This window comes from Geobacillus uzenensis (assembly GCF_002217665.1).
GTDB classification, from domain to species: domain Bacteria; phylum Bacillota; class Bacilli; order Bacillales; family Anoxybacillaceae; genus Geobacillus; species Geobacillus subterraneus.
Genome location: NZ_NEWL01000002.1, coordinates 576,316 through 600,725, shown reverse-complemented (window position 1 = coordinate 600,725; position 24,410 = coordinate 576,316). Strand labels below are relative to the sequence as shown.

Here is a 24,410-nt window from a genome sequence, read left to right as displayed (position 1 = left end):
CCCCTTATTTTAATCGTTCTGCCAGCCCGCACCAAATTCGGTCGACGCGGCAGCATATGGCGGCCAGCCGCTGATAGCATATCCCGACCGCGTCGCGCCAACGCCGATCCTCTCGAGCGGTCGGAACGACGCCTTGCGTTACGTCTGTCCCGACCCAGACAACCGTGCGGCCGGCCACTTCGTCTTCCCATTGCTTCCAAGCGCAGAAAAATCGCTCCCATTCTTCGGCATCCGGGAAGCGGCGAATGGCGGCTTCGAGCCCATCAAAGACGACTGTTTTCGCCGTCTTGATGCCGTCCGGCAGCCCGTATGGCTCTTGATAGCCGTCATGCCATACCATATGAACACCATCGCTTATTCCGTACCGTTCCCGCACCCATTTTCGTTTTCCTTGAAACGCACCGCCGACAACGAAATGCATCGCTCTCCCCCTTTCCAGCGCTCGAGCGTGGAATCGAGCGTATACCCGCCGGCAAACGGCACATCCCATTCCCAAAACGGACGCGAAACCGGCGCATATTGCTCGAGCATGAAGCGAATTGGGCCGCCGTGGGTGATGACGGCGATATGGCGGGCGCCGCTTCGCTCAGCCAAAGCGATCGTCTCCGCGAGCGCCTGTGTGATGCGCGCCTGAAAACCGGCATAGCTTTCCCCGCCGGGCGGCGCTATGGAAAACGGCGCCTCAAGCCATTGGCGGTACGCCGGTTCTTCAGCCAATTCGGCAAACGTTTTTCCTTCCCAAACGCCAAACGACAGCTCGCGCCACCCGCTTGTCCACCAGTCCGCCGGGCGGCCGCCGAACAACAAAACCGCCGTCTCCTGGCAGCGGCAAAGATCGCTTGAAACAACCCGGTCAACCGCCATAGGCAGCTTTGGCTTTAGGTGGCGGAGCCGAACGCGCTCAGCGGCAGCCAGCGGCGCATCCGTCCAGCCGATATACGCCCGTTGGCGGTTCAACTCTGTCATCCCATGACGGATGAGTGTAATAGCCAAACGACGCCCCATAACAGCGTCTCCCCTCCTTCAATGAGCGCTCCGAGCACATCACCGGTGACGCCGCCGAACTGTTTTTCCGCCCATGGCCTGGTCGCTAGCGCCAAAAGCGCCATTGCCATAACGAGCGCAGCACTGATCCATACGGGGACGCCCCCGATCGACGAAAGAAGCGAAAGGGAGAAGAATGCGAGCACAAGCGACCAGACGGCATCGCGCCATGAACTATATTCGCGCACCGATGCCGCCATTCCTGTCGGTTTCACCAGCTTGCCGACGCAAAGCAACCAGGCGGCCCCTGTCCGCGACAACAGCGGCACGGCAACAAACAACATCGGCGGAATCCCCGCCGCAATCGCCTCATACAAAAACAGCCAACGAAACGACAATAAACAGACGAGCGACAAGACGGCAAAGGCGCCGACGCGCGAATCGGACATAATCTCCTGCCGCCGTTTGGCGTCGCGATACGAGAAAAAGGCGTCGCTCACATCCATCCAACCGTCGGCGTGCAGCCCGCCGGCCATCCAAATGCCAAGCCAAAGAATGAGAAGCGCCAGAAAAGCCGGCGAGCCGAACGAAAATAGAAAACATAAAGCATATGCTCCCGCAGCCAGCGCCCCGATCGCCGCCCCCGCAAGCGGCATGAAGCGCACAAGCCAACGGACATGAAGGGCATTCCATTCAATAGAGCGCCGAATCGGAATGACGGTAAACAGCTGCAGCGCCAACAGCCAACCGTTCCACATCTGCTTCATTGCGGCCACCGCCCTTTTCTCACCCGAACGAGGCCGCATTCAACGACTGCGGCGGCTGCCGCTTCCGCGACCAGCTGTTGATGAAGCCACCCGAGCGTTTTCATATAGTGAAACGTGCCAGGATCAGCCGGTACGCCGCCGGAAAACAGCTCGTTTGAAACGATGACAACGGCTCGGCAGGCATCCGCTAAGCGCCGCACGTCATCGAGCAGCCGGCGGGCGATGGCGAATGACGTCTCCTCCGTTCGCCAGCTGTCGCCGCTAAACAGCTCGTTCGCCAGCCACACGGTTAAGCAATCGATGAGCGCAACGTCGGAAGGATGAAGCGACCGGGCAAGTCGGCCGAGGCGTGCCGGCGCTTCCCACACCGTCCAATGCGTTCCGCTGGCAGTGCGCCGCTCTTGATGGCGGCGGATGCGCGCCGCCATTTCTGCATCCGCCGCCCGTGCAGTAGCGAGATAATGGAGCCGGCCGCCGTGGGCGAGACACCTAGCGCACGCTTCCGCCGCTTCGCTTTTGCCGCTGCGCACCGCACCGCTCACAAACACGATCATCCATCCCACCCCATCAAGGCTTCGAGAAGCCGGTCGTTTTCGGTCTGTGTTTTGACCGCCAGCCGCACGTAGCGGCCGTCAAGCCCTGGGAAATTCATCGTATGCCGGGGTACAATCCCTTTCTTTAATAAATGGAAGAGCAGCGCCTCCGTCCGCCCTGACCGCGGACGAAGCAAGTAAAAGTTGACGACCGACGGCGAGACGTCATACCGTCCGGCAGGAAGCATACGAAACACCCGCTCCCGCTCGGCAGCCAGCCGCTCTTTTGTCCACTCTACAAACGGCTCCATTTGCAAAAAGCGGATTGCCAGCTGCTGGGCGACTTGGCTTGCGCTCCATGGCGGTTGCCGCGTTTTTAACGCGGCAACGATCTCCTCATTGGCAACGACATAGCCGAGGCGCACCCCTGCTAAATGATGGATTTTCGTCAATGATCGGAGCACAATGAGACGCGGGTGGCGGTCCAGCCAGCGCACGGCGGTAAACCCGCCGCACCAAAACGGATAAAACGCTTCATCGACAACGATATACGTACCGGCTTGGCCGGCCGCATCAATAAACGACCGAAGTGCATGCTCCGGCACCGCCGTCCCGGTCGGATTGTTCGGATGGCATAAAAACACGATGTCCCGCCCCGCCGCCCACGCTGCCGCCTCTTCCATATCATAGGAGAAGCCGCGTTCTTCCGCGGCCATAAACGCCGCTACCTCGCAACCGTAGGCGAGGCAGGCGCGCCGATACTCAGAAAACGTCGGCTCCAACACGCCGACCCGCCGGCCGGCAAACAAGGCCGCCAACAAATAAATCGCCTCAGCCGCTCCATTCGTCATGAGCACTTGCCCACGCTCAATCCCTTCCTGCCTGGCGATCAGCGCCACGAGCGCTTCCGCTTCTAAGTCAGGATACTCACTAGCCCAGCGGATCCACTCTTTGCTGTTCGGCCAGGCGGAAGGCGGCAGCCGGTACGGGTTCGTATTGACGCTGAAATCAATGTACTCAGCTGGAGGCGTAAGTCCGCACCGCTTATAAAGCGCGTGTGGATTCGCCCCATGCGCCGGCCAATGCAATGATCATCCCCCCGATCCATAGCAGCAGCGTAAAAGCGAGCACCGTCCCGGCCATGATGCCGACCGCTCGGCGAATATGAACAGAGCGAAGCGAGACGTCCGGGTCTCCGAGCGTCGGCCGCTCGGAGACGATGCCGCCGTATGTGTTTGTCCCGCCCAGCTGAACACCGAGCAATCCAGCCATCGCAGCCTCAAGCCAGCCGCTGTTGGGGCTCGGATGGCGCCGGGCGTCGCGAAATAACACGGCCAAAGAGCGGCGGAGGCGGCGGCCGCCGTAGGCAAAAACCATTACGAGTGCCGTCAGCCGCGCCGGAATATAGTTCAGCACATCGTCGAGCCGGGCGGCCGCCCAGCCAAATTCGCGATACTTCTCGTTTTTGTAGCCGATCATCGAATCGCACGTGTTCACCGCCCGATACAATAAGGCGAGCGGGGCGCCGCCAATGGCTGCGTAAAAGAGCGGGGCGGTAATGCCGTCGCTCGTGTTTTCCGCCACCGTCTCCACGCAGGCGCGGGTGATGCCGGCTTCATCGAGCCGTTCGGTATCGCGGCCAACGATCATCGACAGCGCGCGGCGCGCCTCCGGAAGATCGCCCGCTTCAAGCGGCCGGCGCACATCCTCAGCCGCCTCAGCAAGGCTTTTTGTCGCAATGGCTGTAAAAATCAGCACTGCTTCGACCGCTGCGCCAATGTATACTGATAAGGCGTAGCCGATATGAACGATGAGCGCAGACAATCCATAGACGACAGCCAGCACGGCGGCCACGGCCGCCACTCCTTTAGCCCGGCGGCCGCCTCCTTGATTCCAACGCCGATCAAAATAGGCGATGAGCGCTCCCATCCCGCGCACCGGATGCGGCAGCCAGCGCGGGTCGCCAAACAGCGCATCAAGAAACAATGCCAACGTCAACGCCGCCAGATGGGTCATCGTTTTCCCCTCCGCCACTCATAGCGGTCGAGCGCCTCGGCCGTCGCCTCATACACAAGCCGGCCGAGCGCGCGGCCAAGCTCGGTCGCCGTCCCGGCATAAGCGAACGTCCGTCCGGTTTGCGTCGCCGCCACTGCGAGCGAATCAGTCGACGTTCCGGTGGCGGCCGTTCCCGTTTCCGGGTCGTACACCGAGCGGTCGGCCAGCGCTTTCGTCTTCGCCTCCGTCGCTGTCATCACCGCCTGAACGAACGCCGCCTCAGTCAGCGTCCCGTCGATGACGACGACCATATTGATCGTCCCCGGCTTCGCCACAATCGGCTGATGCTGCCACGCCCGGGCGGCGTCAACCGCATTGCCGACGCCGGCCGTCACCATGACCGCAACCGAAAACGCTTCCCCATCTTTCTGACGCCAGACGGCATCGCGCACATCGACGGCGGTCATCATGCCGATCGTCCGGGCAACGGGAAATCCGTGCTGTTCCAAATAACGCCGCATGTCTCCTTCCGCATCGCGGCAATCGTAGTCCAAGCCGACATGGCGGTTGACGAAATGGGTCGCCCATTGAAACCCGCCACCGACAAGCGCTGAGGATAACACGCGCAGGGGGGTGCGAGCGGCGAGAACGACAGCGTCATCGAGAAAAGACGGGCGCATCCCGCCGATGGACGGCGCTTTCTCGCGTTGATGTTGCGGCACAAACGAAAACATCGGCTTCGCTGCCGCCGGGTGTGCTTGGCGCACGACCGGGGCGGCAAACACGTCATTCAGCAGCTCCGGCGTCATGACGTCCGCCGGCGCGCCGAGCGCGGCTGTTTTTCCTTCTTTTAAAACGAGCACTCGATCGCAATACAGGCTGGCAACGCTCATGTCGTGAAAGACAGCGACCACCGTCAAGCCGCGTGCGCGCGCGGCTTGGGCGAGCTGGTCAAGAAGACGAACTTGCCCGCTTATATCCATATGGTTGGTCGGCTCATCCAACAAGAGCAGCTGCGGCTCTTGGGCAAGCGCCCGAGCCAAATAAGCCCGCTGCCGCTCGCCGCCGCTTAACCGCTCGAGCGGCACATCGATTTTGCCGGCCAAACCGACAGCGGCAAGCGCCTCTTGAACGGCGGTTTCATCCTCTGCCGTCCACGTCGGAAACAAGCCATGCTGATGGGCGTAGCGGCCGAGCGCCACCGTTTCTCTCACCATATAGCCGTGCGCCGTTTCCGCCGTTTGCGGCAAAACGGCGGCCAACCGCGCCCATTGCTTGGCCGACAGCTCGGAAAGCGGCCGACCGCTTATGGCAATCTCGCCGCTTGCAAGCGGAAGCTCTTTGCTGATCAATTTGAGCAGTGTCGTCTTCCCGCTCCCGTTCGGCCCCAAAATGCCGAACAGCTCCCCTTTTTCAACGGAAAACGTCACGCCGTCAAGCACTTGTTTCTGTCCGTACCGATGCGATACGGCACGCACGTCGAGCATGGTCATCCCATCTTTCGTTTCGTTTTTCGGAAAAATAGGGCGGCAAACAGCGGGGCGCCGATGAGCGATGTAATGACGCCGATCGGCAGCTCGCGCGGCTCAATGATCGTCCGTGCCGCCACATCGGCAAGCACAAGAAACGCTCCGCCGTACAAGAGCGACAGCGGCAAAAGCACCCGATAGTTCGGCCCGCACACAAGCCGGACCATGTGTGGAACGACAAGCCCGACAAAGCCGATCGTTCCCGACACCGACACTGCCGCGCCGGTGAGCAGCGCGGCCGCCGTTAAAATGATGATTTTGCGGCGTGTCACATCGACGCCGACGTGAAGCGCCGCCGCCTCGCCGAACGCGAACGCGTTCAGTTCGCGGCCGTTGGCGATAAGCGTTGCCGCACCAACGAGAAAAAACGGCAACAATAGCCCGCTATACTTCCATCCGCGCATCGCCACGCTCCCCATCAGCCAGGAGATGATTTGCCGCAGCTCCTCGCCCGTCAAGGCGATCATGAGCGAAATGAAGGCGCTGAAAAAGGCGCCGAAAATAATGCCGGCTAAAATGATCGTCTCGACCGACATTCGTCGTTCAACCATGCGGGTGAACGTCAAGACAGCGGCAAGTGTCGCCATGCCGCATAAAACGCTCACGATCGGCAGCGTAAACGTGCCGAGCAGCGGCCATTGCCAGCCGAGAAAAATAACGAGCACCGCCCCGACGGACGCGCCGGACGAGACGCCGAGCGTATACGGGTCGGCGAGCGCGTTTTTCAACAATCCTTGAAACGCCGCTCCGGCCAGCGCCAAGGAAGCCCCGACCAAAAAGGCAAGCACCACGCGCGGCAGGCGAATCGCCATCACAATCGGCACCCAATCCGCCGGAATGCCGGCTGGAAGCGGCATCCCGAACCATTCGGCGGCGAGAATGCCGATAATAGAAGAAAAGGGAATCGACAGCGACCCGGTCGATATCCCCACGAGCAGTGAAAAGACAGCCGCAGCAGCGGCCACGATATATATCCACGTTTTACTTAAACACATCCGGGTAAATGGCTTTGGCAAGTTCCTCGACCCCTTCGACAAGACGCGGACCCGGCCGGCTCACTAGGTCGGTGTTGACATCATACACCCGCTTGTTTTTCACGGCCAGCACGTCCTTCCAAGCGGCGCGCTCAAGCACTTGTTTCGCCCCGCCGTATGTCGTGATGATGACATCCGGCTTGTATGCGACCGCTTGTTCCTCGGTCACCATCGGCCAGCCTTCTAAGCTGCCGGCAACATTTTTAGCAGAAATTACCTTTAGCATCTCGTCCATAAACGTTCCTTTGCCGGTCGTATACAGTTGCGGCGGCGGCGACACTTCAATCCAGACATTCGCCTGCTTGTCAGCCGGAATTTGTTTGGCTTTTTCCTTCACCTCCGCCAGTTTCGCCTTCATGTCATTGATGACTTGCTCCGCTTTGTCCGCCGTTCCGGTCGCCTTGCCGATGAGTTCAATCGACGCATACACATCGTTAAACGACGCGGCGTTATGGACAACGAGCACGGTGATGCCGGCGTCTTTCAATTGCTGCAGGCCGTCCTTCGAGTTATGGGCGCTTGATGCGTGAGCGAGAACAAGATCCGGCTTCAGAGAAATAATTTTCTCGACGTTAAATTCCATGCCGCCGATTTTCGTTTTCGTTTTCACATCCTCTGGATAATTGTCAAAATCGCTGACGCCGACGATTTTCTCGCCAAGTCCCAACGCGTAGGCGATTTCCGTATTGCTTGGAATGAGCGAGACGATTTTTTGCGGTTCTGCTTTGATCGTCACCTCTTCCCCAAGCCCGTCTTTCACCGTCACCGGAAACGCCGTTTGTTCCGTTTTCGGTTCTTCTTTTTTCGCAGGCTCGGTGCTGCCATTCGCCCCGCCGCAGCCGACGAGCACGGCGGCCAAAAGGAAGAACACCGCCACCACCGCCGGCCATGTCCAACGTTTCATCCGTCATTCCCCCTTCAGTGATGTATGTACAATAAAAAACGCCCATTCCGCCTAAATCTGGGAATGAGCGCGAAACAGACCGCCAATGGGCACAACAATGCCCTGTACGACTGTTTCCGCGTCTCACCCCCCGAAGATTCGGAAACTGCGGCAAGCAAGGCAGGTCTACTGGCTCATGCTTCATCCTACTCTGAAGCCTTCCCGTACGGAAAACAGCGCAAGCCATCTGTCCGTACAGTGGCGATTTCATTTCGTCCGCATTGACAGTTGCGGGGACAGCTCCGGATTCCCACCGGATTCCCTATTAAGCCGTTTCGGCACCTTGCTGCGAGTTGATGAATTTGTCGGATATGGACATTTTTATAATAATGCAGCGTTTAGCATTTGACAACTATGAATTTACAGCAGGTTGGAGGGAAGTCGTCACCTTCCCACTCTTGCAGACAATCGAGATGGATTCATAACCCATGTTTCATACGGAACAGAGCATTCCCTTTTCATCGCATCGAGCACCCGCGATTTCAAATGCGGCCATGTCACATATTCATCAATATTCGACTCATCGATCAACACAAACTTCGCCTTTTGAATTTCCTCAGGCTGGGGAGAAACGTTTCCTTTCACATATGTCGCTTTAAATACAATGTTTATGATATTTTTAGTTTCATTGTAATACACGCCGCTGACCCCGATGAGACGGATGTCAACGCCAGTCTCTTCATACACCTCGCGATGAACGGCCCGATCGAGCGGCTCGCCTGGTTCAACTTGTCCGCCCGGCATTTCCCACGTATCGGAGCGGTCATAGCTTTTAACAAGTAAAACCTCTCCCGTGTCATTCGTAATATAGGCTGAAACGGTGATAATGGCTTGTTGGTGTTTATCCATCAAGCTCTCCTCCTACATCGCGGAATGATCCTAGCCCTCTCCTGCAGAAAAAAAGCAGCTGCCCCATCTATACTGCCATCTTGAAAAAAATAAGGAAAATCCGTGGTGCTAGTTGAACATTAACGCCTCACGTGATGACACAGCGCAAGAGGGACAAGATCTCCACAACAGCATAGGCATGATGTTGTCCGTGCCTCGCTAGTTGGTGACGGATCTATTAGAAAAACTCTATTTAACGGAAAAACGGAGCAACCGACAACAACAGTTATATCGAGAGCGTTCAGGGAACATCTCCCTAGTGAATAAGTTTCCAATGACATACTGATACCCTGCTCGTTCCGAAGTAAAACAAAACAACTTTCCAAGAATATGAATGGCGATTATGACCCATTTCCTTGCTTTAACAAATGACGATTTCAGCGCTACAATACATTTAGAGCCGCCAGACAGTTGCGCTGATACCAAGAACAAGATCGCCGTATATTGCTTTTGAATTTCCGCTTGATCCGTTGTAAAATGAAGACGCTCTTGTATGGGATTTCTCCTTTCTAATGTTAGGTGAGCACTTTCATTTTAAAAGGAGATTTTCATACAAGGACTATTTTTATGCTCGTCTGATTTTATCTAGCACCACGGGTAATGCCGTAGTTTAAGAAAAAGTCAATCGCCCCGGCCGAGAACGTAAACCCGTGGTGGATGTCAAGCATTGTCGCCACTGCGAGCGACAAGCCGGTCAACACGGCATGGACAACGTAGAGCAATGGCGATAAAAACATGAATAGAAACTCAATTGGCTCCGTAATCCCGGTTAAAAACGACGTCAACGCCACGCCAAGGAGCGCGCCGGCGACCGCTTTGCGACGCTCTTTTTTCGCCGCCGCGATCATCGCCAGCGCTGCCGCGGGCAGGCCAAACATCATGATCGGGAAGAAGCCGGCCGTGAACTACCCCCATTTAATTTTCTAGCGAAAATTTGAAGTGGGGGCTTCCAAAGAAGTTTGACTGCTTCAAGCAATCCTTATTCTTTGAGGCGTGTCCACTTCGCCGCTAGAGCATAAGACACTCAGGTCTACAGCTTTACAACCGGAATTGGGAGCAGGAAGTCCTGCTCGTCTTCCCATCCTTTGGCGCCAAACGGCGGGGAGAATGGCCTCCAAAATTCGACATGTGGGAAGTCTATGCCCCATTAATTCACCGGCCTTCTAGATTAATATTGCGTTGTAATGTTTCCGCATAGCCAATGACAAGTTTGCCAATTTGATTTTCAATACAGTAGTTAATGATGTAACGGCAAGTCTTGTTGATATAATCATTCACTTTATTATTGCGTGTAGTCATATTTTCCTTGTTTGGCAAGACTGATCAAACCAAAGAAAGATTTAAAGGCTTCATTGACCTTTTTTAAAATTTGCTGTGCCATGTTGCTGTTTAACAGCTTATAGTTTTCGTTAGTTTTTGCAAGATGATCGTTTTTCTCATAATTAAGAAATTCCTTGTGTTCAAAATAGTATTGTCTGACATTGTACAATCCGACGTTGTACATGTTCTTGGCAATATGGCACAGTTCTCGAAGAGTCAAGTATTCTTCTTTGGTCAAACCATTTAGCTGTTGTTTGATACAAAAATACATGTTTTCACCTCCCATCTAACTATATGATACTATATTTTACTGAATCTATCCTATTTTCAGCAAAATATAGTTAAGGCGATTCATCTCCCACTTACTCCGCTTCGCTTCGTTGAAGTGGGAGTCTTCTCGCCTAATTAAGATAAATCAGGCTGGCCGAGCCGAAGCAACAATCCAGCCGCCGGCAAAACAGCAATCGGCAGCATTAACGCTTTTCCGAGACGCTGCAAAAATCCTAACATAACCATTCATTCCTCCCTTTTTATTTTCGCCGTTCCATTTCAACAATGAATTTGTACCGATCACCGCGGTACACCGATTTGACGACTTCGAGCGGCCGGCCGTCATCAAGGTATGTGCGGCGCTCAAGCAGCAGCACCGGCGCCCCTTCTTTCACCTGCAAATGCTCGGCTTCCAGCTTGCGGGCGACAGATGCTTCCAGTGTTTGAACAGCAGAACCGATGATCATCCCTTTTTCTTTTTCGATAAATTCATAGACGGAACCGCTTACAACATCACGCGTCAGCCCGAGAACAAGATGGACGGGAATGTAGAGCGTCTCCAGCGCCATCGGCGAACCGTCGGCTAAACGGAGGCGGCGAATTTCGTAAAGAGCGTCCCCTTCCTTAACAGCGAGCCATTCAGCCAGTTTCCCGGAAGCCGGCACCGTTTCAAAGCCAAGAACGATGGTGTCCGGCTCCATGCCGCGCGCCCGCATATCTTCGGAAAAGCTCGTCAGTCCTTTCAACGGCTGCTCGATTTTTTCCGCCGCGACAAACGTCCCTTTTCCGCGCCGGCGAATGAGGTAGCCGTCGTTGACCAAATTGTTGACCGCCTGGCGAACGGTCATCCGGCTAATATGATACGTTTCCGCCAACTCGCGCTCCGACGGGATCATCTCCCCCGGCTGCCACTCCCCTTTTTCAATTTTCTCCTTCATATACTGCTCGAGCTGGTAGTAGATTGGTACAGGGGATTGTTTATCAATCATGGAACATCCACCTGCCGTTGTTCCTTCGGAATGAGTGACAGCGCCTTTTGGTCGGCGATGATCGTCACGTCCGGATGGAGGTGAAGCGCCGAAGCCGGCAGCTCGGGCGAAACGATGCCTTCGAACAGCCGAGCGAGCGCCGCAGCTTTTTCCTCCCCTGATGCCAACAGCACGATGCGGCGGCTCCGCAAAATGGTCGCGATCCCCATCGTAATGGCGTAATGCGGCACGTCATCCAGCGACGGGAAAAAGCGGGCGTTCGCTTCGCGCGTCGAGGCGGCCAGTTCAACGACATGGGTCGTCGACGAAAACGGCGTCCCCGGCTCGTTAAAGCCGATATGGCCGTTGCGGCCGATGCCTAAGAGCTGTAAATCAATGCCGCCTAGCGCATCAATCAGCTGCTCATAGCGCCGGCACTCCTCACCTAAATCAGCGGCCAAGCCGTCCGGCACGTGCGTCTCGTGAAGCGGGATGTCCAATTGGGCAAACAAGTGGTGATTCATATAATGGCGATAGCTGTTCGGATGATCTGGGCCGAGCCCGACATACTCATCTAAATTCACCGTGCGCACGAGCCGGTACGATGTTCCGTGCTGCCGATGATCGGCAGCAAGTTCACGGTACACGCCAAGCACCGTCGAACCGGTTGCTAACCCGAGAACCGCCGTCGGTTTTTCCTTGACTTGTTCGATAATCATTCTCGCCGCCTGGCGGCTCATGTCCGCATAATCCGCAGCCTCAATGAGCTTCATGGCCGTCCCTCCCTGCCCCTTGTGTTTTCCTTTGTTTCCGGTAAGCGAGCGCGCCGCGACAAAACGTCATCGCTACCTCGTATTGTTCGTCAAGCACGACGACATCGGCGTCTTTGCCCGGCCGCAGACTCCCTTTCCGGTCAAGGACGCAGAGTTGTTTCGCCGGATTCCAACTCGCCATGCGGATCACTTCTTCGAGGGTGCAGCCGGTGCAGTCGATCACACGGCGAAGGGCATCAGCAAGCTTTAACACACTTCCCGCCAACGTGCCGTCGGCAAGCCGCGCCTCCCCGCCGCAGACTTCCACCTCTTGGCCGCCGAGATCATACTTCCCATCGCCGAGACATTTCGCCCGCATGGCGTCGGTGATTAAGATAAGCCCCTCGCTTCCTTTATTCCGGTAAGCGAAGCGAACCATCGGCGGCGCAACGTGCAACCCGTCGGCGATCAGCTCGCACATCACTTCTTCAAACATAAGCACCGCACCGGCGACACCCGGTTCACGGTGATGGATGCCGCGCATCCCATTGAACAGGTGGGTCGCATGCGTCACCCCTGCATGGACCGCCGCTTTCACCTCGTCGTAAACGGCGTCGGAATGGCCGATCGAGGCGACGACCCCCGTTTTCTTTAAATAAGCGACAAGATCAAGCCCCCCGTCCCGCTCCGGGGCGAGCGTCACAAGGCGGATATGGCCACGGGCAGCTTCTTGCCAACGCCGAAACAGCGAAACGTCCGGGTCGGCGAGATGACGCGGGTGCTGCGCCCCGGCGCGCTTTGGCGACAAAAACGGCCCTTCCAAATGAACGCCGAGCACTTCAGCCGCCCCCGGGCCGTTCGCCTGCTCCATATAGCGCGCTACGTTCATAAGCGCCGCTTCGATTTGTTCGCTTGGCGCCGTCATTGTCGTCGCCAGGAAGCTTGTTGTTCCTTCCGCCGGCAAGGCGTTAGCCATCGCATGGAGCGCTGACGGCGTCGCATCCATCACATCCGCCCCGGCTGCTCCGTGAATGTGAACATCAATTAATCCTGGTATGACGGAAAATCGTGAAGAAAGCTCGATCACTTCCGCCTCAATATCGGTTGGACATCGTGACATCGGACCGATATCAGCCACTTTCTCTCCTTCGATCAACACATATCCTTGGTCCATTTTCCTTGTTTCCGCATACACGACAGCGTTTTTTAACAGCCGCCGTTTCATAGCCATCCCTCTCTTTCTATGATGATCATAACATCATATGTTCTAGTTGTCTAGACCACTAAAAATGAGAAGTATCAAAAAAAAAAAGAGGCGTCCATCCGCCCCCCCTGAACGGCGCTACGCCCTTTTCGGTTCGCGGGCCGGCAAATAAAACGAAAATGTCGTTCCTTCGTTCCGTTTGCTATGAACGGTAATGAGCCCTTTATGCGCTTCAACGATGTTTTTAGCGATAGCCAAGCCGAGTCCGGTGCCTGAGCGGCCGCGCGTCCGCGCTTTATCGGCTTTGTAAAACCGTTCAAACACAAACGGCAAATCTTCCTCCGGAATGCCGGAACCGGAGTCTTGGACGTGAATCGTTACGCCGTCGCCGCTTCGCTCGATAATCAGACGGACCGTGCCGCCCGCCTCCGTATGGCGAATGGCGTTATCGATCAAGTTCGTTAACACCTGTTCGATCCGGTCTGGATCGATTGCGATTTCGATGTTCTCGTCGCGAAACTCGGCCGTCAGCTCGATTTGCTTTTCTTTCGCCAGCCCGTAAAACTTGCGGATCACCCGCTCCACGTAAGGGACAAGCTCGACCCGCTCATATTGCAGCTCGATATGGCCCGCCTCCATGCGGGCGAGGTCCAACAAATCGTTAACAAGGCGGCCCATGCGCAGCGACTCGTCGTAAATGACTTTCGCCATCTCTTTCTTCTCTTCCTCACTGGCGGCGATGTCGTCGATGATCGCCTCGCTGTAGCCTTGCAGCATGGCGATCGGCGTGCGCAGCTCGTGCGAGACGTTGGCAATGAAATCTTTGCGCAGCTTATCAAGCCGCCGCTCTTCGGTCATGTCGCGCAAAACGGCGACCGCGCCGCGCACCATCGTTTTTCCGTATAATGGCGTCATTAAAATGACCCATGTCCGCCCTTGCATCGTCACCTCGGTCGATTGCTCCTTTTCCTCGCGGACGACGCGGGCGAACAGTTCTTTTACCTGCGGCGGCAGCGGCGCTATCGTTTCCGCGTCGTTTCCTTGCTCGAAATACCACGCCTGCAAAAACCGCTCCGCCGGCGGGTTCGTAATTAAAATTTCCCCGTCGCGGCTAAACGTAATCACGCCGTCGGCCATGCTGCTTAAAATGCTGGCGAGCTGTTCTTTTTCCTGGTTTAAGGCGTTGATGTTAAACTGCAGACGCCGTCCCATTTGGTTGAACGCCATCGCCAGCCCACCGATCTCATCGTTCGTTAAAATCGGCACTTTCATATCGAAATGGCCCCGCGCCATTTCGAACGCGGCTTGGCGCATTTTCCGGAGCGGAGCGGTGATGCGCGTCGACAAGAAAAAGGCAAAAAACGTCGTCATGACAATGGCGATAAACGCGGCGAGAAAAATTAACTCTTTCGTCCGCTCCGTCGCGTCGGCGATCGCCTCGAGCGACTGATAGATAAACACAGCTCCTCGGCTGCCATCCGGCATCGACATCGGCACGCCGACAATGATCATATCACGGGGCAGCTTTTCTTTTGGATGCCGCTCCAGCATATACAAACGCTTTTTCACCGTTTTCCCATCTGTCAGCACACGCCGCAAGTCCCGATCTTGGCGGATCGACGACAGTGGCATATTATCCAAACCAGCATCGCCAGGCGAATACCAATAGTGCGACTCATCGGCGACGATGACGGCTTTCGTTCGATTGTCCACAAGCGTCCAAGCGATCGAGCGGGCAAGCTGCTCATCGCGGTAATCGTGCATCACCTCGGCCACTTTTGTCGCCAGGCGGGTCAAGTCGTTTTCCGCTTCCTGCACATAATAATCTTCCAAAAATTTAATAAGCAAAATGCTTAAAATAAACAGCACGCACGAAACGAGCAGCAAAATCGTAAACCATAGCTTCCCGACGACACTGCGAAACAGCCACATCAGTCGCTCACTGCCTCAAACTTGTAGCCGACGCCCCAGACGGTGACGATCATTTTTCCCGCCTGCGGCGACGCTTTATTCAACTTTTCGCGCAACCGTTTAATGTGGGTGTCGACCGTGCGCAAGTCGCCGAAAAATTCGTAATGCCATACTTCCTTCAACAGCTGTTCGCGGTCGAACACTTTGTCGGGCGAGCGGGCCAGAAAGAGAAGCAGCTCATATTCTTTCGGCGTTAAGCTGACTTCCTTGCCGTCGACCGTCACCCGGTGGGCATCGTTGTCAATCGTCAAATGCGGAAACACAAGCACGTCTTTCGCCGTCGTCTCCACCGGCGCGTAGGCGGCATTCGCTGCGCGGCGCAACAGCGCTTTTACGCGCAGCACGACTTCGCGCGGACTGAACGGCTTGACGATATAATCATCGGTGCCGACTTCAAACCCTTGAACGCGGTTTGATTCTTCGCCTTTCGCCGTCAGCATCATAATCGGCGTCGCTTTTTGCTCGCGAATTTCTTTGCACACCTCAATTCCATCTTTGCCCGGCAGCATTAAATCGAGCAAAATGACGTCGTAGTCGTTCGCCAGCGCTTTCTCAAGCGCTTCATTGCCATCGCCGGCTTCGTCGATCGCATAGTTTTCCCGTTCCAAGTACATTTTCAAGAGTCGACGGATGCGTTCTTCATCATCGACCACTAAAATGCGGATCGGCTTTTCTTGTTTTTCCATGCCAAATACCCTCCCTTACAAGATGGAAACAGTCTCCACTTTCTAGTTTACTGAAAAAACGGATGCCCGCCAATAGGGCATCCGTTTGCCTTGCGATCATGTCCCGGCATATGAGTGCAGCCCCGCGATGACGAGGTTGACCGCCACTAAGTTAAACATAATAATGGCAAAGCCGATGACGGCGAGCCATGCCGACTTTTCACCATGCCAGCCTTTTGACAAACGAAGGTGCAAAAAGGCGGCGTAAAACAGCCAGGTGATGAGCGCCCATACTTCTTTCGGATCCCAGCCCCAAAAACGCGTCCAAGCAATTTGCGCCCAAATCATGGCAAAAATGAGCGCCCCGAGCGTAAACACCGGGAATCCGATCGCTACAGCTCGATAGCAAATTTCATCGGTTAAATCCAAATTGACGTTTTTCACAAGCGGCTGCAGCGCCGCTGCGATGCGTTTGCGCAATGCGAGGCGAAGCGCGATGTACAAGACCGCCCCCGCCATCAACGACCAAATGACGGTATTCAACTTTTTCGCGTTAATGATCGCCGGCATCTCAACAAGCGGCTTCATGCGGCCGGCGCTGTCTTTGGCGAGCTCGCCCTCATGCGGCCCGACGAGCGCCGGCATATGGTACTCGACTTCCGCTGGTTGATCGTTCTTGTCAATCCACGAAAATTTCGCCTCATACCCAGAAAGCCCGAACGCTGTCGAAACGATGACGAAACCGAGCGTGGTTACTAAGCAAAACATGACGGCTTCGAGCCAAAACGTGCGCTTCGACGGTTTCGACTGGTCGACGACACGGATCAAATAAATGAGTCCGGCGACAAAGCTGATGGCCAAAATCGCCTCCCCGGCCGCCGCAGTCGTGACGTGGATGTGCAGCCAATCGCTTTGCAAGGCGGGAATGAGCGGCGAAATTTCCCGCGGAAACATGCTCGCATAGGCGATAAGGAGCAACGCGACCGGCAGCGCAAACAGGCCGAGCACGCTCAACCGGTAAATGAAATAAACAATGATAAAAGCAGCGACAAGCATCATGCCGAAAAACGTTATAAACTCGAACAAATTGCTCACCGGAGCATGCCCGGCAGCGATCCAGCGCGTGATGAAATACCCGACCTGGGTGAGAAAACCGATGATCGTCACGGCAATGCCAAGCTGCGACCAGCGGTCTTTTCCTTGCCGCTCCTTCCGTTTGTCGCGAATGGCGCCGCCGAAAAGAAACGTGCCAATCAAATAGAAAACGAACGAAATATATAGCAATGTGCTGCTAAGCTGTGCCATGCGCTTGTCCTCCTTGTCCGGCTTTTTTCTCTTCCTCGAGCCGATCGGCCGGCATCGTTAAGCCGGTGCCGTCAAGCAGGCGGCGCAGCTCGTTTTTCAAGCCGAACCAGTTTTTATTCGTATGTGCGGCGATCCATAATTCGCCGTTCACCCGCTGCACCCAAATACGGCGGTGATTCCAATACATTCCTTGGATGAGCCCGATCATGAAAATCGCGCCGCCCACCCCTAAAATCCAAAGCGTGAAATCGCGGCGGACGGTCAAGCCAGAGACGTTGCGCGTCTCAAGCCCCGCAAACGCCATTTTATATTTGTTGTCGCCAAACGGTTCGATCGTTTGTTGGATGGCGACGAAACTGACTTCCCCTTCCGGTCGATCCGGCGCATACATTTTAAAGACGAACGCCGGATTGTTCGGCACGCGCGATTTTGTCGACGGGTTGCCGTCTTCGTCAAACTCAAAGTCAGGAAAATAGCTTAATAGCTCGACGCGATACCCCCGTCCGAGGTCGTACGTTTCTTTTGGATCGTACAAGTCGATCGCTACCGTGCCGAACGTTTTTCCCGACTGTTTATCCGCCAGTTGGAACGACATCGTTTTCGGCTCGTTCAGCCGGAAATCGACTTGATAGAGTGCGTAATGGTTGAATTTCAGCGGTTCGTTGACGCGAATCGAATATTCTTTCACCTTTTCGAGCTTCGGTTTGGCGCCGGCGACTGTCGGGTCGACGCGCTTATACAAGACGACATTTGTCTGATAGTTTTCCGCAATCATGCCATCGCCGACACGGTCGATGGCGGCATTAAACACTTCATTGTCTTCGCCTTTTTTGTACGTGTCAAAAATAAACTTTTCACTTTTTAAAAAGTACTGGCCGTCAGTCCCTGGGATTTCTTTCGTTTCCCCTTCGCGAATCCACATCACCTCATCAATGTACATGCCCGGCACCGAGCGAAGCATGGCCCCGATTAAGAAGATGATCAGGCCAACATGGTTCACATACGGTCCCCAGCGGGAAAAGCGCCCTTTTTCGGCGAGCAGATGGCCGCCTTCTTCGCGGATGCGGTATCGTTGCTTGGCGAGCCGCTCTTTCAGCAGAGCGACCGCCTTGTCCATATCGCCGACGCGCGAAACGCCAAACAGCCGCTGCCGCTCTAAAAAGCGCGGATGGCGCTTCACCCCTTGCCGCTTCAAGGCGCGGTAAAGTGGAACGACCCGGTCCAAGCTGCAAATGACAAGCGAAACGCCGATTAAGGCGATGAGCAAAATGTACCACCATGAGCCGTACAAGTTGTTAAAGCCGAGCTCATAATACAGCTTCCCTGCCCAACCGTACTGCTCTTCGTAGTATTCAGCCGGATTCACGTTCGGCGGGATATACATTTCTTGCGGAAAAATCGTACCGACGGCCGAAGCGATGAGCGTGATGACGATGAGCGCCACCCCGACTTTGACCGACGAGAAAAACGCCCAAATTTGGTCGACGATCGTTCGGTTGTACGTTTGTGACCGGCGCGCGCTTCCTTCGTAGCGCATGTCCAAAATCAGTTTTTCTCCCAAATCGGCAAGCGGCTTGCCGCACGACTCACAAAACGCCGTGCCGTGCGGATTGACATGGCCGCATTCGCATTTGACGTGTTCCATGGCGCAAAACTCCTTACGGTTTGATGCTTTCCAAATGGCGCTGAATGTCTGCTTTTGTCATCGCGCCGGTGATGATTTTCTTCACTTCGCCGTTTTTGTCAATCAAAAACGTGGTTGGCAGCGGCCCGACGTTATAGGCGTTCAACACTTGATCTTGACGGTCGATCACAATCGGAAATGTCAGGCCGAACCGTTCCGCGAACTTTTCAACGCTCAACTTCGGTTCACCGACATTGACAGCCAAAATTTCAACCCCTTGTTTTTTGTAAACCGGGTACAGCTCGTTCATATACGGCATCTCCCGCTCGCACGGCTTGCACCACGTTCCCCAAAAGTTCAAAAAAACGCCTTTGCCGCGATAGTCTGAGAGACGGTGTTCACGCCCTTTTAAGTCAGCGAGCACAAAATCGGGCGCTGTGGAGCCGACAGCGACCGCCTTTTTCTCGGTGAAAAAATTGGCGTAAATCGTATAGCCGAGCGCAGCCAGCAGCACGAGCAAAATCGCTGTCCTCATCACTAAGCGCTGTTGTTTTTTCATCGCTCAACCCCCTTCAGTTTCTCTTCCCCCTGCGGCCGATGCCGCAGGGGCCGACGTGGCAGTTCATAATCTCCCATTTTCCATTATAGCAAAGTCCCTCGCTCGTTTATGCGCAAGGATATGAACGTTATGTGACAATCTTCGTCATTTTCTTCCCCCGGATTGGGCGATCGCGCGCAGCAGCTTCACTTCATGCGGCGTCAGCTCGCGGTATTCGCCGGGGCGCAGCCCTTTCAAATCGAGAAACGCGTACCGCTCCCGCTTCAGCTTCAGCACCTCGCAGCCGATCGCCTCAAACATGCGGCGCACTTGCCGATTGCGCCCTTCATGAATGCGGATTTCGACAATCGCCGTCCGCTTTTTCCGATCAGCTGAGAGCAGTTTCACTTTTGCTGGCGCCGTCATGCCGTCTTCCAACAGCACCCCTTTCTCGAGCTGTTTCAGCTGCTCGCGCGTCGGGATGCCTTTCACTTTAGCGACGTACACCTTCTCGATCTCATAGCGCGGATGCATCAGCAAATTGGCAAAATCGCCGTCATTCGTCAACAAGAGCAGGCCGGACGTATCGTAGTCAAGCCGCCCGACCGGGTAAATGCGCTGGTGGAGATCCTTAAAAAAGTCGGTCACCACTTTGCGCCCTTTCTCATCTTTGACGCTCGAGATGACGCCGCGCGGCTTATAGAGCAAATAATAGACCGGCTCCTCGCGCTCGACCGGGATGCCGTCGACTTCCACATCGTCGCTCGGTCCGACTTTGACGCCGAGTTCGGTGACGACGCGGCCATTGACTTTCACCCGCCCTTGCAAAATCATTTCTTCCGCCTTGCGCCTTGATGCGATGCCGGCGCGGGCAATCACTTTTTGCAACCGTTCCATTTGCTTCTCACCTCTTTCATCATCTTACCCTTTCCGTTAGACAGATACAAGCATGCCGCTTTTATTTTTATCATCTCGAGCCGGACATCCCCCCATTTCCAAGCGCGAGCACAGGCCGGGAACGCTCAACGGATCGGCAAGCGTCTCTCAAACAAAAACCCGCCGGATGGCGGGAAAACAAAAAAAGGACGCGGTCAGCGCCCGAATACAAGCAAGACGATGAAAAAGGAGACGATAAAGCTAAGAATGTCCGCCAAAACGCCGACTTTTAACGCGTCGCCCATTTTTTTGACGCCGACGGCGCCAAAATAGACGGTGAGCACATAAAGCGTCGTCTCGGTGCTGCCTTGGATTGTGGAAGCGAGGCGTCCGATAAACGAGTCGGGGCCGTATGTGGCAATTAAATCGGTCGTCATGCCGAGCGCAGCCGTGCCGGAAATCGTGCGAATCGCGGCGAGCGGAACGACTTCGGCCGGCAGCCCGATGGCCGCAGCGAGCGGCTTGATCGTCGCCATCAGCGCCTCAAGCGCCCCGGATGCACGAAAAATGGCGACTGATACTAACATGCCGACTAAATATGGAATGAGCGAAAACGCAATTTCGATCCCTTCTTTGCCGCCTTCGACAAACGCCTCGTACGTCGGCACTTTTTTCACCGTGCCATAGAGCAAAATCAAGGCGATGAGCCCCGGAATGAGCCAAACTGAAAGAAGCTGGACGATGGCCATCATGGCTTCCTGCCTTTCCGCATCCGTTTCCAATAATAATACCGGTCAATCAATACCGCCCCGATCGTCGAAACCGTCGAGGCGACGACTGTCGTGCCGATAATTTCGCCTGGCGACGCCGAACCGTACGTCATCCGAATCGAGATGACCGTCGCCGGAATGAGGGTAATGCTTGACGTATTAATGGCTAAAAACGTCACCATCGACCGGCTCGCCTCGTCGCTGTCGCCGTTGAGCCGCTTCAGCTGCTCCATCGCTTTAATGCCCATCGGCGTCGCTGCATTGCCAAGGCCGAACATATTGGCGACCATATTCGAGACGATGTAGCCGAGCGCCGGATGGCCGGGCGGCACTTCCGGGAACAGGCGGCGCACAATGGGCATGAACAGGCGCGCGACTTTATGAAGCAAGCCAGCCCGCTCAGCGATCGCCATCAATCCAAGCCAAAATACTAAAATGCTGATCATGCCGATGCTGATCGTCACCGCTTCTTTGGCGCTTTCGAACACCGCCTTGTTCACTTCCTCCATCGTGCCGTTGGCCGCAGCAAAGGCGATGCCGATGACCGCCATCATCACCCAAATGAGGTTAACCATCGCCTCTCACACCTAAAAACCGAAATACTTGCCAAAAGAACCCCCGGCTGCTTTTGCCTTTCTCCGGCTCATAAAAAATCGGCACTTCATCAACCGCCTGTTTGTTCAAATAAAGCACCGCTTTTCCAACTACGGTCGGCGCGCGGCTTGGGGTTTCCTTCCATTCAGCGCGCGGCTTCAACAAATATACTTTCACCCGCAGCTCTCCCGTCTCCTGTTCGGTCACCGGATATTGCAAATCGCGGGCTGCCCGCAGCCGCCCCCTGTAAAACGGGTCGGAAATTTTCTTCACGACCCGCTCGCCGCGGACTTTTGCGATATGGTAGTTGGAAAACCCGTACTCATACATGGCGATATGATCGTTCCAGTCGTCCGGAGCGTCCAACGTCACCGCGATCAAATCGACCCCATCTTTCGACGCCGTTGTCACAAGCGTGCGGTGCGCCCGCTTCGTATAGCCGGTTTTGCCGCCGGTGCAATATTCGTAAAGGCTTGTTAGCAGCTTATTTTTATTCCGCCATACACGCGCCCCGTCTTCACCAGGCGGGGCAGGAGCGCGGTATACTTTTGTTCCGGAAATGCGGCGAAACTCTTCATTTTTCATCGCATATTGCATCAACAGCGCCATGTCGTAAGCGGTCGAATAATGGTTTTCCGCATCATCCAACCCGTGCGGATTGGCAAATTCCGTATCGCGCATCCCAATTTCAGCCGCCTTTTCGTTCATTAAAAACACAAACCCCTCGACACTGCCGCCGACGTGTTCAGCGATGGCGACCGCGGCGTCATTGCCGGAACGAAGCATCAGTCCGTACACGAGATCGCGCAGCTTCATTTTCTCCCCTTGGCGCAAGTAAATTGACGACCCTTCCGTCCGGACGGCGCGGGCGCTGACCGTCACTGTATCATCAAGCTTCCCGGACTCAATCGCCAAAATGGCGGTCATAATTTTCGTAATGCTGGCGATACGCCGTTTTGTATAGGCGTCTTTTGCAAACAAAATCCGCCCGGAATGTTGCTCTATTAAAATCGCGCTTTTCGCGCTCACCCCGTCCATGGCGTGCAGCTGCCCCGGAACACAGAATGTGATCCCCGCAATGAGCGCAATGAGCCAAACGAGCCGCTTCCACCTCTTCATCCGATATCGGCGAGGATCCCCCTCCTTCGGCAAACAGGGAGGAATCGCCTGTTCCTCCTTTCCAATTAGGCTGAAATGAGCGCAGCAGAGGAAACTCCGCAACGGAAACAGGCTGGGCATGGGAACCATGCTTTGTACAAGTGTATGCGCCGCTCGGACAAATATGATGAAAAAATATGGCCGTAGAAGCGTTCGCAGGCTTCCGCCAGATGAAGGATGGGACTACACGTGCAACACCTAGAGCAAACCGCATCGCGTTTTCGGCAAAAACGCCCTCCTAGACAAGGAGCCGGCTTTTACCCCTCAAAAAAACAGGCGGGGGTCCCCCCGCCTGTTTAAAATGGCTGCCAGCGCAGCTTCCGCGCTTCATTGAAGCGCGCTTCAACGTTGCGCCAATTGACGACGTTCCACCAATGTTCGATATACGCCGCCCGATCGTTTTTATATTGCAAGTAGTACGCATGCTCCCATACATCCAGCACAAGAAGCGGAATCGTATCCCATTGCGTCATGAGCTGGTGTTTTTCCGCCTGCAAAATTTCGAGCCGATGCGCCCGCGGCGCCCAAACGAGCAGCGCCCAGCCAACCCCTTCGGCGCTTTTCGCCGCTTCGGTGAAGTGGCGCCGGAATGCGGCAAAGCTGCCGAAGTCGCGTTCTATTTGCGCCCGTAGCTCCCCGCGCGGCTCGCCGCCGCCTTCCGGGTGCATGTTATACCAAAAAATGGTGTGCAAATAGTGGCCGGAACCGTTGAATGCCGCCTCCCGCTCCCAATGTTTCAACAGTTCAAAATTGTTCGTACGGCGCGCCTCAGCCATCATGCGCTCCGCCTTGTTCAGGCCGTCGACGTAGCTTTGATGATGCTTCGTATGGTGGAGACGCATAATTTCTTCGGAAATATGAGGCTCAAGCGCATTGTAGCTGTACGGCAGCGGCGGCAGCACATGCTTGCCAGGCGGGATCGGCCGCTGCCGTTCACCATCGGCCTCGCCTTCCTCTTGCCGCTGCTCTTCGTCAATCGTCTTTTCCTTGTGCAACTGCCCGCCATCAGCGGAATCCGCCGATGAGGATGCAATCGGCTCCGCCCGTTCCGCCGCCGCGGCCGGCTCTTGTTCGGTATCTCCCCCGTGTGTGACGATCTCCTCGACGCTTGGTTCTCCGCCGCCTTCCTGCTCAAGCAAAACGGCTGCTTCTTCCCGCCGCGGCGAGTTTTCCTCCTGTCCGCCGGCTACTGGTTCGACAAGGCGAACGGCTCGAACATACACATCGTCAACAAGGCGTTGCAGTTGACCAATCTCCTCCTCCGTCCACTCGCCGTCGTGTTCTTCAATGCGCGCCAACAAAGAAGAAAGGCCGATGTCATCCGCCGCTCCGCGCGCGGATAGGGCGTGCTCCATTTGTCTCCCCCACTCAGCCGCTTCGATGGCATAATGGCGAAGCGCAGCGGCGTACACGTCATCCACAAGGCGCGTGAGTTCGCGGATTGCCTCTTCCGTCCACGCTCCGTCATGTTCGGCGATAAACTTCAGCAGCGCCGAAGCGCCATCAGTGCTTGCCCCGCGCAGCGCCAGCACCTGCTTGACCTGTTCTCCCCATTCGTTCACCTCAGCCGCATACCGGGCGAATAACGTTTGGTCGTCCATTTGGTAAAAACCTCCTCCTGCTTTTTTCGCCATATCGTATGCCGGCCTGGGAAAATCGTTCTTGTCCGCATTCACCCAAATTCCTAACCGCACATACATATAGGAGCGAGATGATCAACAT

Annotated in this window: 25 protein-coding genes, 3 pseudogenes and 1 riboswitch; all 28 genes and pseudogenes read right to left on the bottom strand. The window is 55.6% G+C overall.

All coding sequences use genetic code 11. The annotated features are described in order from the left end of the window. Positions 1 to 4 precede the first annotated feature (4 nt). The 28 genes and pseudogenes from B9L21_RS04590 to B9L21_RS04465 all read right to left on the bottom strand — a co-directional run bounded on the left by B9L21_RS04590 (position 5) and on the right by B9L21_RS04465 (position 24,289). Complete coding sequence (locus tag B9L21_RS04590) at positions 5 to 421, bottom strand: bifunctional adenosylcobinamide kinase/adenosylcobinamide-phosphate guanylyltransferase (RefSeq protein WP_063165425.1); 417 nt, start codon at positions 419 to 421, stop codon at positions 5 to 7. Continuing rightward, positions 355 to 1,005, bottom strand: a complete 651-nt coding sequence (locus B9L21_RS04585; RefSeq protein ID WP_063165424.1) for a histidine phosphatase family protein — start codon at positions 1,003 to 1,005, stop codon at positions 355 to 357. The genes B9L21_RS04590 and B9L21_RS04585 overlap by 67 nt, the downstream gene beginning before the upstream one ends. Beyond that, positions 963 to 1,751 (bottom strand): adenosylcobinamide-GDP ribazoletransferase, encoded by a 789-nt coding sequence (locus B9L21_RS04580; RefSeq protein ID WP_063165423.1) that lies wholly within the window; start codon positions 1,749 to 1,751, stop codon positions 963 to 965. Before B9L21_RS04580 ends, B9L21_RS04585 begins: the two co-directional genes overlap by 43 nt. Continuing rightward, the gene (locus B9L21_RS04575; RefSeq protein ID WP_063165422.1) at positions 1,748 to 2,305 is read right to left on the bottom strand and encodes a bifunctional adenosylcobinamide kinase/adenosylcobinamide-phosphate guanylyltransferase; all 558 of its coding nucleotides are present in this window, start codon (positions 2,303 to 2,305) and stop codon (positions 1,748 to 1,750) included. The genes B9L21_RS04580 and B9L21_RS04575 overlap by 4 nt, the downstream gene beginning before the upstream one ends. Next, positions 2,302 to 3,372 (bottom strand): threonine-phosphate decarboxylase CobD, encoded by a 1,071-nt coding sequence (cobD, locus tag B9L21_RS04570; RefSeq protein WP_063165421.1) that lies wholly within the window; start codon positions 3,370 to 3,372, stop codon positions 2,302 to 2,304. Before cobD ends, B9L21_RS04575 begins: the two co-directional genes overlap by 4 nt. Then, complete coding sequence (cbiB, locus tag B9L21_RS04565) at positions 3,329 to 4,300, bottom strand: adenosylcobinamide-phosphate synthase CbiB (protein WP_063165420.1); 972 nt, start codon at positions 4,298 to 4,300, stop codon at positions 3,329 to 3,331. The genes cobD and cbiB overlap by 44 nt, the downstream gene beginning before the upstream one ends. Next, entirely contained in the window at positions 4,297 to 5,772 is a 1,476-nt protein-coding gene (locus tag B9L21_RS04560) for an adenosylcobinamide amidohydrolase (protein WP_063165419.1), read from the bottom strand. The genes cbiB and B9L21_RS04560 overlap by 4 nt, the downstream gene beginning before the upstream one ends. Then, complete coding sequence (locus tag B9L21_RS04555) at positions 5,769 to 6,803, bottom strand: FecCD family ABC transporter permease (RefSeq protein WP_089134980.1); 1,035 nt, start codon at positions 6,801 to 6,803, stop codon at positions 5,769 to 5,771. The genes B9L21_RS04560 and B9L21_RS04555 overlap by 4 nt, the downstream gene beginning before the upstream one ends. After that, complete coding sequence (locus B9L21_RS04550) at positions 6,790 to 7,746, bottom strand: ABC transporter substrate-binding protein (RefSeq protein WP_063165417.1); 957 nt, start codon at positions 7,744 to 7,746, stop codon at positions 6,790 to 6,792. The genes B9L21_RS04555 and B9L21_RS04550 overlap by 14 nt, the downstream gene beginning before the upstream one ends. A gap of 140 nt (positions 7,747 to 7,886) precedes the next feature. Next, a riboswitch (cobalamin riboswitch) is annotated at positions 7,887 to 8,086 on the bottom strand. An 83-nt stretch (positions 8,087 to 8,169) separates the two neighbouring features. Beyond that, positions 8,170 to 8,637 carry an NUDIX hydrolase gene (locus tag B9L21_RS04545; RefSeq protein WP_369769992.1) on the bottom strand — a complete coding sequence of 156 codons (468 nt, stop codon included), beginning with the start codon at positions 8,635 to 8,637 and terminating at the stop codon, positions 8,170 to 8,172. A gap of 122 nt (positions 8,638 to 8,759) precedes the next feature. Then, positions 8,760 to 9,168 (bottom strand): annotated as a pseudogene (locus tag B9L21_RS18250) (IS982 family transposase); the annotation flags it as partial. A gap of 104 nt (positions 9,169 to 9,272) precedes the next feature. Further along, positions 9,273 to 9,578, bottom strand: a pseudogene (locus tag B9L21_RS04540) (PTS transporter subunit EIIC); the annotation flags it as partial. A gap of 247 nt (positions 9,579 to 9,825) precedes the next feature. Next, positions 9,826 to 9,972 carry a transposase gene (locus tag B9L21_RS18245; RefSeq protein WP_413229266.1) on the bottom strand — a complete coding sequence of 49 codons (147 nt, stop codon included), beginning with the start codon at positions 9,970 to 9,972 and terminating at the stop codon, positions 9,826 to 9,828. Next, positions 9,956 to 10,264: a hypothetical protein gene (locus B9L21_RS04535; RefSeq protein WP_413229265.1), complete on the bottom strand. Its 309-nt coding sequence runs from the start codon at positions 10,262 to 10,264 to the stop codon at positions 9,956 to 9,958. The genes B9L21_RS18245 and B9L21_RS04535 overlap by 17 nt, the downstream gene beginning before the upstream one ends. 140 nt (positions 10,265 to 10,404) lie before the next feature. Continuing rightward, positions 10,405 to 10,503 (bottom strand): annotated as a pseudogene (locus tag B9L21_RS04530) (PTS N-acetylglucosamine EIICBA subunit); the annotation flags it as partial. Between the two features lie 20 nt (positions 10,504 to 10,523). After that, positions 10,524 to 11,252: a GntR family transcriptional regulator gene (locus tag B9L21_RS04525; protein WP_063165414.1), complete on the bottom strand. Its 729-nt coding sequence runs from the start codon at positions 11,250 to 11,252 to the stop codon at positions 10,524 to 10,526. Beyond that, positions 11,249 to 12,004: a glucosamine-6-phosphate deaminase gene (gene nagB / locus B9L21_RS04520; RefSeq protein ID WP_063165413.1), complete on the bottom strand. Its 756-nt coding sequence runs from the start codon at positions 12,002 to 12,004 to the stop codon at positions 11,249 to 11,251. The genes B9L21_RS04525 and nagB overlap by 4 nt, the downstream gene beginning before the upstream one ends. Next, positions 11,991 to 13,208 carry an N-acetylglucosamine-6-phosphate deacetylase gene (gene nagA / locus B9L21_RS04515; RefSeq protein WP_063165412.1) on the bottom strand — a complete coding sequence of 406 codons (1,218 nt, stop codon included), beginning with the start codon at positions 13,206 to 13,208 and terminating at the stop codon, positions 11,991 to 11,993. The genes nagB and nagA overlap by 14 nt, the downstream gene beginning before the upstream one ends. 117 nt (positions 13,209 to 13,325) lie before the next feature. After that, complete coding sequence (locus B9L21_RS04510; protein ID WP_063165411.1) at positions 13,326 to 15,119, bottom strand: ATP-binding protein; 1,794 nt, start codon at positions 15,117 to 15,119, stop codon at positions 13,326 to 13,328. Next, entirely contained in the window at positions 15,119 to 15,844 is a 726-nt protein-coding gene (locus tag B9L21_RS04505) for a response regulator transcription factor (protein ID WP_063165410.1), read from the bottom strand. Before B9L21_RS04505 ends, B9L21_RS04510 begins: the two co-directional genes overlap by 1 nt. A gap of 96 nt (positions 15,845 to 15,940) precedes the next feature. Next, the gene (gene ccsB, locus B9L21_RS04500) at positions 15,941 to 17,128 is read right to left on the bottom strand and encodes a c-type cytochrome biogenesis protein CcsB (protein ID WP_063165409.1); all 1,188 of its coding nucleotides are present in this window, start codon (positions 17,126 to 17,128) and stop codon (positions 15,941 to 15,943) included. Next, positions 17,115 to 18,773: a cytochrome c biogenesis protein ResB gene (locus B9L21_RS04495; protein ID WP_063165408.1), complete on the bottom strand. Its 1,659-nt coding sequence runs from the start codon at positions 18,771 to 18,773 to the stop codon at positions 17,115 to 17,117. The genes ccsB and B9L21_RS04495 overlap by 14 nt, the downstream gene beginning before the upstream one ends. A gap of 13 nt (positions 18,774 to 18,786) precedes the next feature. Continuing rightward, positions 18,787 to 19,311 (bottom strand): thiol-disulfide oxidoreductase ResA, encoded by a 525-nt coding sequence (gene resA, locus B9L21_RS04490; RefSeq protein WP_063165407.1) that lies wholly within the window; start codon positions 19,309 to 19,311, stop codon positions 18,787 to 18,789. Between the two features lie 144 nt (positions 19,312 to 19,455). Beyond that, a complete protein-coding gene (gene rluB / locus B9L21_RS04485; RefSeq protein ID WP_063165406.1) occupies positions 19,456 to 20,187 on the bottom strand; it encodes a 23S rRNA pseudouridine(2605) synthase RluB in 732 nt (243 codons plus the stop codon). A gap of 194 nt (positions 20,188 to 20,381) precedes the next feature. Continuing rightward, positions 20,382 to 20,915: a spore maturation protein gene (locus B9L21_RS04480; RefSeq protein ID WP_063165405.1), complete on the bottom strand. Its 534-nt coding sequence runs from the start codon at positions 20,913 to 20,915 to the stop codon at positions 20,382 to 20,384. Next, the gene (locus B9L21_RS04475; RefSeq protein WP_063165404.1) at positions 20,915 to 21,511 is read right to left on the bottom strand and encodes a nucleoside recognition domain-containing protein; all 597 of its coding nucleotides are present in this window, start codon (positions 21,509 to 21,511) and stop codon (positions 20,915 to 20,917) included. Before B9L21_RS04475 ends, B9L21_RS04480 begins: the two co-directional genes overlap by 1 nt. After that, positions 21,504 to 22,649: a D-alanyl-D-alanine carboxypeptidase family protein gene (locus B9L21_RS04470; protein WP_063165403.1), complete on the bottom strand. Its 1,146-nt coding sequence runs from the start codon at positions 22,647 to 22,649 to the stop codon at positions 21,504 to 21,506. Before B9L21_RS04470 ends, B9L21_RS04475 begins: the two co-directional genes overlap by 8 nt. 335 nt (positions 22,650 to 22,984) lie before the next feature. Next, complete coding sequence (locus B9L21_RS04465) at positions 22,985 to 24,289, bottom strand: superoxide dismutase (protein ID WP_063165402.1); 1,305 nt, start codon at positions 24,287 to 24,289, stop codon at positions 22,985 to 22,987. Positions 24,290 to 24,410: the final 121 nt, after the last annotated feature.